11 protein-coding genes are annotated in these 14523 nt (G+C 61.4%); 9 read left to right on the plus strand and 2 right to left on the minus strand.

The window, feature by feature from the left end; translation table 11 throughout:
• Positions 1-603: 603 nt before the first annotated feature.
• The gene (locus ACIPO9_RS26190) at positions 604-1638 is read right to left on the minus strand and encodes a zinc-dependent alcohol dehydrogenase family protein (protein WP_274130849.1); all 1035 of its coding nucleotides are present in this window, start codon (positions 1636-1638) and stop codon (positions 604-606) included.
• A 473-nt stretch (positions 1639-2111) separates the two neighbouring features.
• Here ACIPO9_RS26190 and ACIPO9_RS26195 point away from each other — a divergent pair, with 473 nt between their 5' ends.
• The 8 genes from ACIPO9_RS26195 to ACIPO9_RS26230 all read left to right on the plus strand — a co-directional run bounded on the left by ACIPO9_RS26195 (position 2112) and on the right by ACIPO9_RS26230 (position 12726).
• Complete coding sequence (locus ACIPO9_RS26195) at positions 2112-3026, plus strand: LysR family transcriptional regulator (protein WP_274130848.1); 915 nt, start codon at positions 2112-2114, stop codon at positions 3024-3026.
• A gap of 247 nt (positions 3027-3273) precedes the next feature.
• The gene (locus tag ACIPO9_RS26200; RefSeq protein WP_274130847.1) at positions 3274-3969 is read left to right on the plus strand and encodes a 3-oxoacid CoA-transferase subunit A; all 696 of its coding nucleotides are present in this window, start codon (positions 3274-3276) and stop codon (positions 3967-3969) included.
• Positions 3970-3977: 8 nt separating this feature from the next.
• Positions 3978-4619: a 3-oxoacid CoA-transferase subunit B gene (locus ACIPO9_RS26205; protein WP_400784259.1), complete on the plus strand. Its 642-nt coding sequence runs from the start codon at positions 3978-3980 to the stop codon at positions 4617-4619.
• Between the two features lie 138 nt (positions 4620-4757).
• Positions 4758-5999 carry a multidrug efflux RND transporter periplasmic adaptor subunit MexE gene (gene mexE / locus ACIPO9_RS26210; protein WP_274130843.1) on the plus strand — a complete coding sequence of 414 codons (1242 nt, stop codon included), beginning with the start codon at positions 4758-4760 and terminating at the stop codon, positions 5997-5999.
• Between the two features lie 12 nt (positions 6000-6011).
• Positions 6012-9203, plus strand: coding sequence for an efflux RND transporter permease subunit (locus ACIPO9_RS26215; RefSeq protein WP_274130842.1), 3192 nt, complete (start codon positions 6012-6014; stop codon positions 9201-9203).
• Positions 9203-10600, plus strand: a complete 1398-nt coding sequence (locus ACIPO9_RS26220) for an efflux transporter outer membrane subunit (RefSeq protein ID WP_274130841.1) — start codon at positions 9203-9205, stop codon at positions 10598-10600. The genes ACIPO9_RS26215 and ACIPO9_RS26220 overlap by 1 nt, the downstream gene beginning before the upstream one ends.
• A gap of 303 nt (positions 10601-10903) precedes the next feature.
• A complete protein-coding gene (locus ACIPO9_RS26225) occupies positions 10904-12001 on the plus strand; it encodes a tetratricopeptide repeat protein (RefSeq protein WP_274130840.1) in 1098 nt (365 codons plus the stop codon).
• Between the two features lie 362 nt (positions 12002-12363).
• Positions 12364-12726 (plus strand): histone-like nucleoid-structuring protein, MvaT/MvaU family, encoded by a 363-nt coding sequence (locus ACIPO9_RS26230; protein WP_274130839.1) that lies wholly within the window; start codon positions 12364-12366, stop codon positions 12724-12726.
• A 413-nt stretch (positions 12727-13139) separates the two neighbouring features.
• On the opposite strand, the gene ACIPO9_RS26235 is transcribed toward ACIPO9_RS26230, so the two are convergent.
• Positions 13140-13691 (minus strand): DUF4946 domain-containing protein, encoded by a 552-nt coding sequence (locus tag ACIPO9_RS26235; protein WP_274130838.1) that lies wholly within the window; start codon positions 13689-13691, stop codon positions 13140-13142.
• Between the two features lie 151 nt (positions 13692-13842).
• Here ACIPO9_RS26235 and gloA point away from each other — a divergent pair, with 151 nt between their 5' ends.
• Entirely contained in the window at positions 13843-14370 is a 528-nt protein-coding gene (gloA, locus tag ACIPO9_RS26240; protein WP_400784261.1) for a lactoylglutathione lyase, read from the plus strand.
• Positions 14371-14523: the final 153 nt, after the last annotated feature.

The raw sequence follows: 14523 nt of genomic DNA on the forward strand, positions 1-14523 counted from the left end.
TTGATCACCTTCTGCGTACCACGCTCAAACAGCGCGTGATGATATTCGCGATCAACTGCTGTCCTGAGTTGAACAGCACTGAAACGCCAGTGACGGGAAAGGCCCGCAAGCCATGGCAGGCGCGCCTTGCAGCGCACCGCACACGGGGTTGGACACAGACAAATATGGAAGACCGATAGTGGCGTGCATCCGGCACCGTATAACCATCGGCCACGACAGACAGTCAGGCATGACTCGTTCCTTGAGTTTTGGTTCACCCCGTCATTATCGGTATCTGATTCACAATTACAAGCTACAGAATGCCGACGGAATGCCTGTCAGCTTTCCACTGAAACATGCACACTTTTAAACAACTTTGTTTAATGATCGAACACCCTGAACAACACACAGCGCTCTAACTTCGCACACCGGGCAAAGTACACATCCGTTCAACAGGTTCCACCCCATAAACAAAAAAGCCTTCCTGAACGAATCGGGAAGGCTTTGTCGGGTCTTGCATGGCCGGTAAATGACGGGACGGACACCCCGAACCGGTGACCGGATCCACAACGCCGACGCCTGGGCCTGGGCGTCGAACAGTCAGCCTCGCGCGGTGGATTGCGCTCAGGCGGACTCGACTTCCACCACGACACGCCCACCTACCGGGCAGCCGTCCATTACACGATGGGCTTCCACGACCTGCTCGAACGGGAAGACCTTGGTCACCTGTGGCAGCAGCAGTTTGTCGCGGGTCAGCTCGTTGATCTTGAGCAGCGCGCGCTCGACCGCTTCCTTGTCCTGGGGGATACCCAGTTCCGGCTTGCCGGTGAAGTTGCCAACGCAGTGAACGAAGAACTGGATGTTCTTCTGGAACGCAGCGCAGGCCGGGAATTGCACCTGGTTGCCGCCTTGCAGACCGTACAGGATCAGGCTGCCGCGAGGCGCGAGGGCATCGCCCAGAATCGACATCTGCGGGCCGCCCAGACCGTCGAGGATGACGTTGACGCCAGCCTTGTCGGTGTACTTGTTGATCGCGAGCAGCAAATCCTGCTCCTCGGTCACCACCACCTTGTCGGCGCCCAGGGACGTCAGGTAGCGGCGTGAAGTGCCTTCTTCATCATCGGTCTTGATGGCCGCGATGACTTTCAGGCCCAGCGCCTTGCCCAGTTGCAGGAACGCGGGACCGGCGCAGTGACCGGCGTCAGTGATCAGGGCCACTTGCCCTTCTTTCACGCGGGCCAGCTCAACGTAGGCAAAATACGCCACCAGCATCGGGGTGTAGTGCACCGCCGCCTGATTGGGCGTGAGGATGTCCGGGTATTTGGTCACGGAGGTGCGTGGCAGGACGATGAACTCGCCATACACCGGATGCTCGTTAGGGTTGGCGGACGGAAAGCTTGCGACCTTGTCGCCGACCTTCAGGTCATCCACGCCATCGCCGACGGCGGTAATCACGCCGGCCATTTCAGAACCCAGGCCAGCGGGCAGCTTTGCCTGGGACGATGCCAGATTTTGTCGCCACAGCACGTCATACCAGGTGACACCAATCGCCTGGACGCGTATCTGCACCTCTCCGGGTGCTGGCAACGCGGCTTGCTGCTCTTCTACCTTGAGCACCTCGGCCGGGCCAAACTGATGAAAACGGATCGTGCGGGACATTTCGAACCTCGCCTTATGAACCTTGATGCCATGAACTCTATCCGGGCGCTGCCGGTAACACTATCAGTGGCTATTAATAGTCGACATGCCTGTCATCGATTCTGTTGTTGAAAGGCGGTCATTAGATAACCATCGAATGCTCACGTATTCAAGGCGGTCATTGTTCTTTTCTCGTATCGACAATGCAACCCGACGGCCATTTTCCGGATGAACGTACCGCCAGACGGCGCGTAAACTGCACGGGCGCTGCGGCACCCAGGCCAATCCGGGTGCTCATACCCATTGGTCAAGATCGCCGGGGCAAGGTTCAGCGCAAATTATCGACGGCCGTGATGGTTAACACGTTGGTATGCTTGCGGATGAATTTAACCGTGCGCAGAATCGGCCAATACCCGTACTATTCGTTCCTGAGCCAAAACCGGCCCTGCCTTGCGGGCGGCCAACGTATCGACCCACGTTCCCGAGACCCCGTCATGAATCGCAACGACCTGCGTCGCGTCGACCTCAACCTGCTCATCGTGTTCGAAACCCTCATGCATGAACGCAGCGTCACGCGTGCGGCGGAAAAACTGTTTCTCGGCCAGCCCGCCATCAGTGCTGCGCTGTCACGCCTGCGCGGGCTGTTCGACGACCCGTTGTTCGTGCGCACCGGGCGCAGCATGGAACCGACGGCCCGCGCCGTGGAAATCTTCGGCCTGCTCTCCCCTGCGCTGGATTCCATTTCCACCGCCGTTAGCCGCGCCGCCGACTTCGACCCGGCCACCAGCACCGCGGTGTTCCGCATCGGGCTGTCGGACGACGCCGAATTCGCCCTGCTGCCGTCGCTGCTCAAGCGCCTGCGCTCCGAAGCCCCCGGCATCGTCCTGGTGGTACGCCGCACCAACTACATTCTGATGCCCTCGCTGCTGTCGTCCGGCGAAATTTCCATCGGCGTCAGCTACACCGACGACCTGCCCGCCAACGCCAAGCGCAAGGTGCTGCGCCGTAGCCGACCCAAACTGCTGCGCGCCGATTCCATGCCCGGCGCCATCACTCTGGACGACTTCTGCGCCCGGCCCCACGCGCTGGTGTCGTTCGCCGGTGATCTGGGCGGCTTCATCGACGAGTATCTGGAAAAGATCGGCCGCAAGCGCCACGTCGTACTGGCCGTGCCGCAGTTCAACGGCCTGGCGACCCTGATTTCCGGCACCGACATCGTTGCTACCGTGCCCGACTACACAGCCGACGTGCTGACCGCCGCCGGCGGCGTACGCGCAGAGGAACTGCCACTGGAAGCCCGTACCTTCGAACTGCACATGGCCTGGCGCGGCTCCCAGGACAACGACCCCGGCGAGCGCTGGTTGAGGTCGCGGATTCAGATGTTTTTTGGCGACCCCGACAGCCTTTGATACCTGTGGGCATGCCCGCCTGGGCGTGCCCTTCATCGAGCGTTACAGCGGGCAAACCGCGTAATGCTCGAAAATCGCACAACCGTTCGATAATCGCACCAATTCCGCCAAACCCTCTCTACTGTTGCCCGATCTTGCGGCACGCTTAGCGCAACGCAACAAACAACGCCAAGCGCGACTGGCCCCTCCTTCAAAGGACGACGGCCAGACCGACAATCCACACTCCAGGAATGACCAGGAGCTCGCTTTGATCAATAAAACGTTCGAGTCCATCGCCAGCGCGGTGCAGGGAATCACCGACGGTTCAACCATCATGGTCGGAGGCTTCGGCACTGCCGGCATGCCGTCCGAGCTCATCGATGCGCTGATCGATACCGGTACCCGCGACCTGACCATCATTAGCAACAACGCCGGCAACGGCGAGATCGGCCTGGCCGCTCTGCTCAAGGCGGGCAGCGTGCGCAAGGTGGTCTGCTCGTTCCCGCGCCAGTCCGATTCCTACGTCTTCGACGAACTGTATCGCGCCGGCAAGATCGAGCTGGAAGTGGTGCCGCAAGGCAACCTGGCCGAGCGCATCCGCGCAGCGGGTTCGGGCATCGGTGCATTCTTCTCGCCGACCGGCTACGGCACCCTCCTGGCCGAAGGCAAGGAAACCCGCGAGATCAATGGCCGCCAGTACGTCCTGGAGATGCCGCTGCACGCCGACTTCGCGCTGATCAAGGCGTACAAGGGTGATCGCTGGGGCAACCTGATCTATCGCAAGGCCGCCCGCAACTTCGGCCCGATCATGGCCATGGCCGCCAGGACCGCCATTGCCCAAGTCGACCAGATCGTCGAGCTTGGCGAACTGGACCCAGAGCACATCATCACTCCGGGTATCTTCGTCCAGCGCGTGGTCGCCGTTTCCGGCGCCGGCGCTTCTTCGATCGCCAACGCTGTCTGAGGCCTGCCATGACCATTACCAAAAAGCTCTCCCGTGCCGAAATGGCCCAGCGCGTAGCCGCAGACATCCAGGAAGGCGCGTACGTCAACCTGGGCATCGGCGCACCGACTCTGGTGGCCAACTACCTGGGCGACAAGGAAGTGTTCCTGCACAGCGAAAACGGTCTGCTGGGCATGGGGCCAAGCCCGGCCGCCGGCGAGGAGGACGATGACCTGATCAACGCCGGCAAGCAGCACGTCACCCTGCTGACCGGTGGTGCTTTCTTCCACCATGCCGACTCGTTCTCGATGATGCGCGGCGGCCACCTGGACATCGCCGTGCTGGGCGCCTTCCAGGTGTCGGTCAAGGGCGACCTCGCCAACTGGCACACCGGCGCCGAAGGCTCGATCCCGGCCGTGGGCGGCGCAATGGACCTAGCCACAGGCGCCCGCCAGGTATTCGTGATGATGGACCACCTGACCAAGTCCGGCGAAAGCAAGATCGTGCCCGAGTGCACCTACCCCTTGACCGGCATCGGTTGCGTCAGCCGCATCTACACCGACCTGGCCGTGCTGGAAGTGACATCCGATGGCCTGAAAGTGGTGGAAATCTGCTCCGACATCGACTTCGACGAGCTGCAGAAGCTCAGTGGCGTGCCATTGATCAAGTAATCCGAGAAACCCCGAAATAGAGCCTCTGCACAGGTAAATATCATTCCCACTGATATTTACCTTCGTCGTATTCGATTCGTGCAATAAAACCCCCGGGAACAGAATCCGCCCATCTCAATAACATCGGCGGATTTTCCCATGGTTCAGTCACTTACTCCTTTGCGCTATCCCCTTGCCGCGCTGGCTCTGGTGGTGATCAGCGCTTGCGGCCGGACCCCAGAGGCGACGGTTGCCCCCGCAGCGGCGAAAGTCAACGTGGCCAAGGTGCTCGAGCAGCCGGTCAACGAATGGGATGAAGTAACCGCACGCCTTGAAGCCCCGGAAACCGTGCAGGTGCGTCCTCGGGTCTCCGGTCAGATCGACTCGGTGGCCTTCACCGATGGCGAGCTGGTCAAGAAAGGCGATCTGTTGTTCCAGATCGACCCGCGTCCGTTCGAAGCCGAAGTGCATCGTCTGGAAGCCCAACTGCAACAGGCCAAGGCGGCTTCGGTACGCAGCAACAACGAAGCACAACGTGGCGAACGCCTGCGCACCAACAATGCCATCTCGGCGGAGCTGGCTGACTCGCGAACCACCACCGCCCAGGAATCGAAGGCAGCGGTAGCCGCCATTCAGGCCCAGCTTGACCTGGCGAAACTGAACCTGAGCTTCACCCGCGTTGCCGCACCGATCACCGGTCGCGTCAGCCGTGCGGAAATCACCGCCGGCAACATCGTCACCGCCGATCAGTCGATCCTCACCAGCGTGGTCTCCACCGACAAGGTCTACGCCTACTTCGATGCCGACGAGCGCGTGTTCCTCAAGTACAACCAGCTGGCTCGCGACGGCAAGCGCGGTGCGACCACGCCGGTGTACATGGGCCTGTCCAACGAGGCTGAGAACCCGCATCAGGGCCAGATGAACTTCGTCGACAACCAGGTCAACCCGCGCACTGGCACCATCCGTGGCCGCGCCGTGTTCGACAACAGCAAGGGCGAATACACCCCGGGCCTGTACGCACGCCTGAAGCTGGTCGGCAGCGCCACCTACTCGGCGATGCTGATCAAGGACGAAGCCGTGGGCACCGACCTTGGCAAGAAATTCGTGCTGGTGGTCGACAAGGACAACAAGGCGACCTATCGCAACGTTGACCTGGGGCCGAAACTCGAAGGCCTGCGTATCGTGCGCAGCGGTCTGCAGAAGGACGATCGTATCGTCGTCAGCGGCCTGCAGCGTGTGCGCCCGGGCTCGCCGGTCGATCCGCAGGACACTCAGATGGCCAGCCCGGAAACCCTCGCTGCGCTGCAACAACAGCGCCAAGCACTTGAAGCCAGCAACCAACCCAAGGCCCAGTCGAAACTGGACGCCAAAGTTGCCGCTGCCGCTACGCCACGCGGTTAAGGGACAGACTCGATGAATTTTTCCAAGTTCTTCATTACACGGCCGATCTTCGCAGCGGTGCTCTCGCTGCTGATCCTGATCGCCGGCGCCATTTCGCTGTTCCAGCTACCGATCAGCGAATACCCGGAAGTCGTGCCGCCGACCGTGGTCGTGCGCGCCAACTTCCCAGGCGCCAACCCGAAAGTGATCGGCGAAACCGTGGCCGCGCCACTGGAACAGGCGATCACCGGTGTCGAGAACATGCTGTACATGTCCTCCCAGGCCACCGCCGACGGCAAGCTGACCCTGACCATCACCTTCGCGCTGGGTACCAACCTGGACACCGCGCAGGTGCAGGTGCAGAACCGTGTGACGCGGACCGAACCGAAGCTGCCTGAAGAGGTGACGCGCATCGGTATCACCGTGGACAAGGCGTCCCCGGACCTGACCATGGTGGTCCACCTGACCTCGCCGGATCAGCGTTACGACATGCTGTACCTGTCCAACTACGCGGTGCTGAACATCAAGGATGAGCTGGCTCGTCTGAACGGTGTCGGCGACGTGCAGCTGTTCGGTATGGGCGACTACTCGCTGCGTGTCTGGCTGGACCCGAACAAGACCGCTTCGCGCAACATCACCGCGACCGACGTGGTCACTGCCATTCGCGAGCAGAACCGTCAGGTTGCGGCCGGTCAACTGGGTGCACCGCCCTCCCCGAGCGCCACCAGCTTCCAGATGTCGATCAACACCCAGGGCCGTCTGGTCTCTGAGGAAGAGTTCGAGAACATCATCGTGCGCGCCGGCGAAAACGGCGAGATCACCCGCGTGAAAGACATTGCCCGCGTGGAGCTGGGTTCCAGCCAGTACGCCCTGCGTTCCTTGCTGAACAACCAGCCGGCTGTGGCGATCCCGATCTTCCAGCGCCCTGGCTCCAACGCTATCGACATTTCCAACGAAGTGCGCAGCGAAATGGAACTGCTCAAGAAGAGCTTCCCTGAAGGCATGGACTACAGCATCGTCTACGACCCGACCATCTTCGTGCGCGGCTCCATCGAGGCAGTGGTTCACACCCTGTTCGAAGCACTGATCCTGGTGGTGCTGGTGGTGATCCTGTTCCTGCAGACCTGGCGCGCCTCGATCATCCCGCTGGCCGCCGTGCCGGTGTCGCTGATCGGTACCTTCGCGGTCATGCACCTGTTCGGTTTCTCGCTCAACGCGCTGTCGCTGTTCGGCCTGGTACTGGCCATCGGTATCGTGGTGGACGACGCCATCGTGGTGGTGGAGAACGTCGAGCGTAACATCGAGCTCGGCCACCAACCGATGGAAGCCACGCAGATCGCCATGCGCGAAGTAACCGGCCCGATCATCGCGACCGCGCTGGTACTCTGTGCGGTGTTCGTACCGGCGGCGTTCATCTCAGGCCTGACGGGGCAGTTCTATAAACAGTTCGCCCTGACCATTGCCATCTCGACGGTGATCTCGGCGTTCAACTCCCTGACCCTGTCGCCGGCCCTGGCTGCCGTGCTGCTGCGCGCCCACGATGCACCGAAAGACGCCTTCTCGCGTTTCCTCGACAAGCTGCTGGGTGGCTGGCTGTTCCGTCCGTTCAACCGGTTCTTCGTCAAGGCCAGTAACAAGTACGTCGGCACCGTTGGCCGGGTCATCCGCGTCAGTGGCGTGGCACTGGTGGTGTATGCCGGTCTGATCGTCATGACCTGGCTGGGCTTCTCGACCACGCCAACCGGTTTCGTGCCGCAGCAGGACAAGCAATACCTGGTGGCCTTCGCTCAACTGCCTGACGCCGCCAGCCTGGACCGTACCGAAGACGTCATCAAGCGCATGTCGGACATCGCCCTCAAGCAACCGGGCGTGGAAAGTGCCGTAGCCTTCCCTGGCCTGTCGATCAACGGTTTCACCAACAGCCCCAACTCCGGGATCGTGTTCGTGACCTTGAAGCCGTTCGAGGAGCGCAAGCTGGCCAGTGAGTCGGCAGGCGCCATCGCCGGCCAGCTCAATGGCAAGTACGCGTCGATCCAGGAAGCCTACATGGCGATCTTCCCGCCACCACCGGTACAAGGCCTGGGCACCATCGGCGGTTTCCGCCTGCAGATCGAGGACCGTGGCAACCTGGGTTACGACGAGCTGTATAAAGAGACGATGAACGTCATCGCCAAGAGCCGCAGCGTGCCGGAACTCGCCGCCCTGTTCACCAGCTACACCGTGAACGTGCCGCAAGTGGACGCCGCCATCGACCGCGAGAAAGCCAAGACCCACGGCGTGGCCATCAGCGACATCTTCGACACCCTGCAGGTGTACCTGGGTTCGCTGTATGCCAACGACTTCAACCGTTTCGGCCGTACCTATCAGGTCAACGTCCAGGCTGAACAGCAGTTCCGTCAGGACGCCGAGCAGATCGGTCAGCTGAAAGTGCGCAACAACCTGGGCGAAATGATTCCGCTGGCGACGCTGCTCAAGGTCACCAACACCTCAGGCCCTGACCGCGTGATGCACTACAACGGCTTCATCACCGCTGAAATCAACGGTGCTGCAGGTCCAGGCTTCAGCTCGGGCCAGGCCGAAGCTGCGATGAACAAGCTGCTCAAGCAGGAACTGCCCAACGGCATGACCTACGAGTGGACCGACCTGACCTACCAACAGATCCTGTCGGGCAACACCGCGCTGCTGGTCTTCCCGCTCTGCGTACTGCTGGCGTTCCTGGTACTGGCGGCCCTGTATGAAAGCTGGAGCCTGCCACTGGCGGTCATCCTGATCGTACCGATGACCCTGCTGTCGGCCATCGCCGGTGTGATCATCGCCGGTAGCGACAACAACATCTTCACCCAGATCGGCCTGATCGTACTGGTGGGCCTGGCCTGTAAGAACGCGATCCTCATCGTCGAGTTCGCCAAGGACGAACAGGAGAAAGGCAAGACCCCGCTGGAAGCGGTTCTGGAAGCCTGCCGCCTGCGTCTGCGTCCGATCCTGATGACTTCCTTCGCGTTCATCATGGGTGTAGTGCCTCTGGTGCTGTCCAGCGGTGCCGGTGCCGAGATGCGTCATGCCATGGGCGTGGCGGTGTTCTCCGGGATGCTGGGCGTGACCTTCTTCGGTCTGCTGTTGACGCCGGTGTTCTATGTCCTGATCCGTAACTACGTCGAACGCAAGGAAGCCCGCAAGGCGGCCAAGGCTCAAAGCGTTCAGAAAATCGCTCCGGAGGCTCATTGATGAAGGCTGCAAAACTCTTCCTGCCGAGCCTGTTGGTCCTGGCGCTGGCGGCCTGTGCCGTCGGCCCGGACTACAAGAAGCCGGACACCGCCGCAGCCAACATTCCGGCCGCGACACAGGGCAACTATGACCGTAGCCACATCGAAACCATCTGGTGGCAGCAGTTCGACGATCCGACGCTGAACAAGCTGGTCGCGCAATCGCTGCAGGGCAACCGTGAACTGCGGGTGGCGTTTGCCCGCCTCAAGGCTGCGCGCGCCATCCGTGACGACATCAGCAACGATGCCATGCCGGTGGTGACCAGCCGCGCCAGCAGCCAGATCGGCCGCGCCCAGGTGCCGGGCGAAACCGAGCACCGGGTCAATCAGGAACGCTATGACCTGGGCCTGGACATGGCCTGGGAAATCGACCTGTTCGGCCGCATCCAGCGCGAACTGGAAGCCAGCGAGGCCGATCAGCAAGTGGCCGAGGCCAACCTGTACCAACTGCAGGTGACCATGATCGCCGAGCTGGTTGATGCATACGGCCAACTGCGCGGTGCACAACTGCGCGAGGACATCGCCCGGGCCAACCTGAAGAACCAGCAGGAATCCCGTGGCGTCACCGTGCAACTGCGTGACGAAGGCGTGGGTAACGAGATCGACGTGGTGCGTGCCGATGCGCGTCTGGCGGCGGTCGAAGCCAGCATTCCGCAACTGCAGGCCGAGCAGACCCGCGAGCGCAACCGCATCGCTACCCTGCTGGGCGAACGCCCGGATGCAATGACCGCGATGCTGGCGCCGGCCAAGCTGCCAGCGATTTCCAAGGCGTTGCCGATTGGCGATCCGACCAAACTGCTGGAAAACCGTCCTGACGTGCGCAGTGCCGAACGTCAACTGGCGGCGCAAACCGCGCGCATTGGTGTGCAGACGGCAGACCTGTTCCCGCGGGTCAGCCTCAGTGGCTTCTTGGGCTTCACCGCCAGCCGTGGATCGCAGATCGGTTCGAGTGCGGCGCAAGCCTGGGGCCTTGGCCCGAGCATCACCTGGGCAGCGTTTGACCTGGGCAGCGTGAAGGCGCGCATCCGTGGCGCCAACGCCGATGCCGAAGGCGCACTGGCCAACTACGAGCAGCACGTGCTGCTGGCCCTGGAAGAAACCGACAACGCCTTCAGCGACTACGACAAGCGTCAGCAGCGTCTGGTGTCGCTGGTGCGTCAGAGCGAATCCAGCCGCAAGGCAGCGGACCTGGCCAACATCCAGTACCGCGAAGGCACCGCCGACTTCCTGGTGCTATTGGACGCCGAGCGTGAGCGCCTGGCGGCCGAAGACAGCCAGGCACAGGCCGAGATCGAGTTGTACCGTGGCATCGTCGCCATCTACAAAGCCCTGGGTGGCGGCTGGCAACCGAACGCCTGATCCTTGCAATGCTGCGGTGCCACTTACCGGTTGCACCGCCCAAGCCCCGGGCTCACAAGGTCCGGGGCTTTTTTGTGGGTAGCACGCCTGGCCGGACCACCTTCAATCCTGTGGGAGCGGGCTCGCCCGCGAAGACGTCCGACCTGGCGCGCCGACGACATTTGCCCCACCGCTTTCGCGGGCAAGCCCGCTCCCACAAAATCCGGACCCGGACGGACGCCCAGACACCCGCCACACGATTGCCGTTTGACACCCGGCCATCGGTCCCCGAAGCTTGCCCCTCATGCAGAAACGGAAATCGGTATGCCTAACGCGCCCCAGCCACACTCCCCTTCACCGTTGAAGGCTCGCCGTCGCGGACGGGCTGTCGTGGTCGTGTCCGTGCTGTTGCTGCTCCTGGGCGCAGGTTGGCTGGTGCGTGGCTGGTACGCCCCGCCGGCCCCCGTGGTGGTCAATCACAGCTATGCCGAGGCGCTGGAGCAGGCCCACAACGGCAAGCCGGGCGCGGCGCGGGTGCTGTACCAGCAATTGAGCCGCACCGACCTTTCGGACATCCGCCGCGCAGGGCTGCTGGCTGAACTGGGCAACTACCCCAGCGCCCAGGCGCTGAAAATCCTCGACGGCGACCTCAAGCGCCCCGTGCCGCTGGTGCAGCAGGCAGCCATCGATGCAGTGACCAACATGGTGTCCAACGCCCAGCGCAGCATGCTGATCGGTCCGCTGCTGGACGCCCCCGACCAGAACGTTCGATTCAGCGCAGTGCGGGCATTGACCGGGCTCACGCCGGATGACCTGGGCCTGTACTTCAGCGCCTTCCAGGAGGCCGCCGATCAGTACCAGAACACCCTGGCGTCCCAGCCACCCAGCGGTCAGAGCCAGATCCAGCTGGCGAAGATACTGGTCACCCAGAACGCTCCCCGCAAGGCACTGGAGGCCCTGGACCTGGCGCTGAAACTGGAACCGAACAACATCGAGGCCGGAGTCGCCCAGGTGCAACTGCTCGACCGTCAGGGGCAGATGGAGCAGTCACGCCAGCAACTGGCGGCGTTGCTCGAAAAACACCCGCAATCCTCGCTGCTGCAACATGAACTGGGCACCTGGCTGCTGCGCCATCAACAGAACGAATACGCGCTGCTGGCGCTGGCCAAGGCAGTGGAACTGGACGCCGACAACACCCAGTACCGCTACGACCTGGCCGTGGCCCTGCATGACCTTGCGCAACTAGAACCGGCCCAGCGCCAACTCGAGGAAATCCTCCAGCGCCAGCCCGCCAACCGCCGCGCCCGAACGCTACTCATCGACTACTGGAAAGAAAACGGCCAGTTGCAGAAGGTGCAGGTTCTGCTGGCGGAACTGGAGCAGCTCAACCCCGACGACCCTGCCCTGCAACAGGGCCTGTAAATACGCCAGGGCCGCGCCAACCGCTGGCTTTGATCTTTTCCATAAATTGCCAAGTTTGAGAAATTACTTACAACGGCTGTTCTCCTGCTCCGGCATTTTCTGTCAGACCCGATAATTTTACATGGATGTTTCATTTAACAATTGCGCCCCGGCTATTTTACAACTCGAAAAAAAAGTGCATTATTTACCTGTCGCGCATCACAACTACCCTTTCGCTGATGTTGAGCTGACCGCCTGACGTTATTCCGATGTATGACGATCACGCCACGGGGTAGCCTTAAAAATGAGCACAGGACCCTTACATGCGTCCATGTTGCTTGGGTTGGGCTGACAACAGCCACTAATCGCCGGAGTACTATTTTTTGTCCAGACTTGCCGAGTTTCGCGCAGCAGAACGAGCCCTTCAGGAACAGCTGGCCCAGCTGGAAAGCCTGAAGAATGATGCCGGACTGAAAAAGGAGATCGAATTCGAACAGAAGCTCCAGGCCCTGATGACCAGCTACGACAAGAGCCTGCGTGATGTCATTGCCATCCTCGATCCCAACCCTTCGGCCGCAACCGCCGCGCCAGCAGGCCCGAAACGCCGCCGCGCTCGCGTGGTCAAGGTCTATCAGAACCCGCACACCGGCGAGCTGATCGAGACCAAGGGCGGCAACCATCGCGGCCTGAAATCCTGGAAGGAACAGTACGGCGCCGAAACCGTCGACTCCTGGCTGCGCGGCTGATCCCATCCCGTTGCGCAATGCTGTTATAAAAAAGCCCCGCTTGCCGGGGCTTTCTTATAAGCGCTAATAATACAAGACCTGGCCACATCCCCTTCTGCTAGTTCCTGTGCCCCGCGCAGTAACGGTTTGCCGCCTCCTTTCGTATAGTTATCGCCGCCTCGTCCTTCCTCGAAAGCAGTAATGAGTTGGTGTTATCGCCATGGCTGATACCGCGACAAAAGAACGTCACCCACAAACTATTGACGCCAAATGACAAGTGGTCGAGAAATATCTAGCAAAGCCGCCGAAGGGGAGTTTTCTTCACGTTTTTTTCACAAGCACTTCTACAGGATGAAGGCTGCTAAAGGATTAGCGCCCCATGCCCGCTTCGGCGGGCTTCTTTATGCCTGCGATTTGATCGCGATCAATTAAGATCATGGCGCGGCATTGAGTTTCAGGCTATCCCTTATACGCTGCACCTCTTCCTTGTTGGCCGCGTAACCATCGGCCGAGCCCGCATAGGACAACGACCAGGCCGTTTCCTTGTTGGCGGCCGCCACCAGGGTCTGGGTCATCACATGGGCGCCGTTCTGGGTAATGGTGCAGGTGGTTTCCATCGCCGGCACCTGGCTCAGGGTGCTTTCTTTCATCCGGGTGCAGACGCTCTGGAAGCCGCCGTGCACGAAGTTGACCTGCACCGCCTTGCGCATCTCCAGCAGCACGCCTTCGACGTTCACTTCATGACCGGCCTGCAAGCGGGTCTGGGTCAGTTCCACGACCATCGCCGGATCGCCGTTGCCATCGCTCTTGACCGCACGCTGGCGCACCTGCACCGAGGGCCGATCAGGGCCGGCTTCCTGCGTGGGCAGTGCCTCGACCTCCCAGTCGCTGGGCCAGACAATCATGGCGTCTGCCGCCAGGGCATGGCCTGCGCCAAATGCCAGACACATGCCGGCCAGGGAAACTGCGCGTAACGTTGAAAACATGAGCGATACCTGAGCGTAGAGCCACAAAGTGTGGGCCTGTCGCTCGGGGTTCACAAGCGCAGGCGTAAGGTTTGTGCACATTTCGGGTTTGGCTCGGGCGCCGGGTCCCGTATCATTGAGCAACATTTACAGGATCTATCCGGAGTCACCCATGAGTCTGCACGAACTGAACACCTTCCCTGGCGTTACCGCCCAACCGGACACCGCCACCGCCCAATTCGTGTTCAACCACACCATGCTGCGCGTGAAAGACATCACCGCATCGCTGGATTTCTACACCCGCGTGCTGGGTTTCAGCCTGGTGGAGAAGCGTGACTTCCCCGAAGCCGAATTCAGCCTGTACTTCCTGGCACTGGTCGACAAGGCGCAGATCCCGGCTGACGACGCCGCGCGTACCGTCTGGATGAAAGGCATCCCGGGCATCCTGGAGCTGACCCACAACCACGGCACCGAAAAAGACCCGGCATTCGCCTACCACAACGGCAACACCGACCCTCGCGGTTTCGGCCACATCTGCATCTCGGTGCCGGACGTGCACGTCGCCTGCGCGCGCTTCGAAGAGCTGGGCGTGGACTTCCAGAAACGCCTGACCGACGGGCGCATGAAGAGCCTGGCGTTCGTCAAGGATCCGGATGGCTACTGGGTCGAGATCATTCAGCCGACGCCGGTCGCCGAATAACGCCAGTGCTCTTGTAGGAGCGCGCTTGCCCGCGAGCGCAGTGTGTCTGCCGCCACTGCAGTGACTGACAACCCCCGTCGCGGGCAAGCGCGCTCCTACGGTTCGGTGGCCCATAAAAAAAACCTCATGATTACTCATGAGGTTTTTTTGTGG

It is taken from the genome of Pseudomonas sp. NPDC090203 (genome assembly GCF_044746765.1).
GTDB classification, from domain to species: Bacteria; Pseudomonadota; Gammaproteobacteria; order Pseudomonadales; family Pseudomonadaceae; genus Aquipseudomonas; species Aquipseudomonas putida_AD.

Excerpts from the sequence above, each read along its gene's own strand:
- ACIPO9_RS26205 (WP_400784259.1), top strand. The coding sequence starts at position 3,978 with ATGACCATTACCAAAAAGCTCTCCCGTGCCGAAATGGCCCAGCGCGTA.
- ACIPO9_RS26235 (WP_274130838.1), bottom strand. The coding sequence starts at position 13,691 with ATGTTTTCAACGTTACGCGCAGTTTCCCTGGCCGGCATGTGTCTGGCA.
- gloA (WP_400784261.1), top strand. The coding sequence starts at position 13,843 with ATGAGTCTGCACGAACTGAACACCTTCCCTGGCGTTACCGCCCAACCG.
- ACIPO9_RS26190 (WP_274130849.1), bottom strand. The coding sequence starts at position 1,638 with ATGTCCCGCACGATCCGTTTTCATCAGTTTGGCCCGGCCGAGGTGCTC.
- ACIPO9_RS26225 (WP_274130840.1), top strand. The coding sequence starts at position 10,904 with ATGCCTAACGCGCCCCAGCCACACTCCCCTTCACCGTTGAAGGCTCGC.
- ACIPO9_RS26215 (WP_274130842.1), top strand. The coding sequence starts at position 6,012 with ATGAATTTTTCCAAGTTCTTCATTACACGGCCGATCTTCGCAGCGGTG.
- mexE (WP_274130843.1), top strand. The coding sequence starts at position 4,758 with ATGGTTCAGTCACTTACTCCTTTGCGCTATCCCCTTGCCGCGCTGGCT.
- ACIPO9_RS26220 (WP_274130841.1), top strand. The coding sequence starts at position 9,203 with ATGAAGGCTGCAAAACTCTTCCTGCCGAGCCTGTTGGTCCTGGCGCTG.
- ACIPO9_RS26195 (WP_274130848.1), top strand. The coding sequence starts at position 2,112 with ATGAATCGCAACGACCTGCGTCGCGTCGACCTCAACCTGCTCATCGTG.